Annotated in this window: 1 protein-coding gene; it reads left to right on the top strand. The window is 42.6% G+C overall.

All coding sequences use genetic code 11. From position 1 onward, the window contains the following. The first annotated feature begins 15 nt into the window (after window positions 1-15). Complete coding sequence (locus R7190_RS26105; protein WP_005480977.1) at window positions 16-858, top strand: phosphatidate cytidylyltransferase; 843 nt, start codon at window positions 16-18, stop codon at window positions 856-858. Window positions 859-923: the final 65 nt, after the last annotated feature.

The following is a 923-nucleotide window of genomic DNA, read 5'->3' as shown; positions in this document are numbered from 1 at the left end:
TAAGGACTAGTTAGTTTGAAACAGAGAATAATAACAGCACTAATTTTAGCTCCCCTGGTTATTTTAGGCATTTTTAAGTTACCCCTAATGGGCTTTATTATCGCGTTGACGGCGATAACACTGTTAGGTTTTTGGGAGTGGACACAATTTACAGAAAGCAATTCTCGCATTGCTGCACTGATTCCGGCAGCCGTTGTTACCGGACTTAGTTTTCTCTTTATCTCACCTGACGCACATAGCTTAAACCATTTAAGTACACCTCATTATGTTGTGTTAGGGCTTGGTTTTGTGTGGTGGATTATTGCGAGCTTGATGGCAATTACTTACCCGAAAACCACAAAATCTTGGCAAGGCAATCTTGTTTTACGACATGTTTTTGGTTTTCTGACATTACTCCCTTTTCTTTGGAGTGTAATCATTCTAAGAGCCTCAGACATTTCGGTAGATCCATACCACGGTGCAAAGCTCGTAATGTACGTTTGCTTCTTGGTATGGGCTGCAGACAGCGGTGCTTACTTCGCTGGTAAAAGTTTAGGCAAGCGCAAGATGGCACCACATGTTAGCCCAAACAAAACGATTGAAGGTCTTATTGGCGGTATCATCGCGGCACTGATTGTTGGCTGGTTGTTCGCCGATTGGTTCAATATCCAGTTCACGAGCCCAATTCATATGATCATCATTACGTTGATCACGGTCGTGATTTCTGTATTAGGTGATTTAGTCGAAAGCATGTTTAAGCGTGTTTCTGGCATCAAAGACAGCAGTAACATCATTCCAGGCCACGGTGGCGTATTAGATCGCATCGATAGCCTGACTGCTGCATTTCCAGTCTTTGCTCTTCTATACTACGTATTCTAATTTATCGGGAGCGGCTTCATCGCTCCTGAATTTTTCTAACGGTCTTACATCATGCAAAAGTTAAC

Source organism: Vibrio sp. 1078-1 (assembly GCF_033340475.1).
This window is presented reverse-complemented; position numbering and strand designations above follow the sequence as displayed.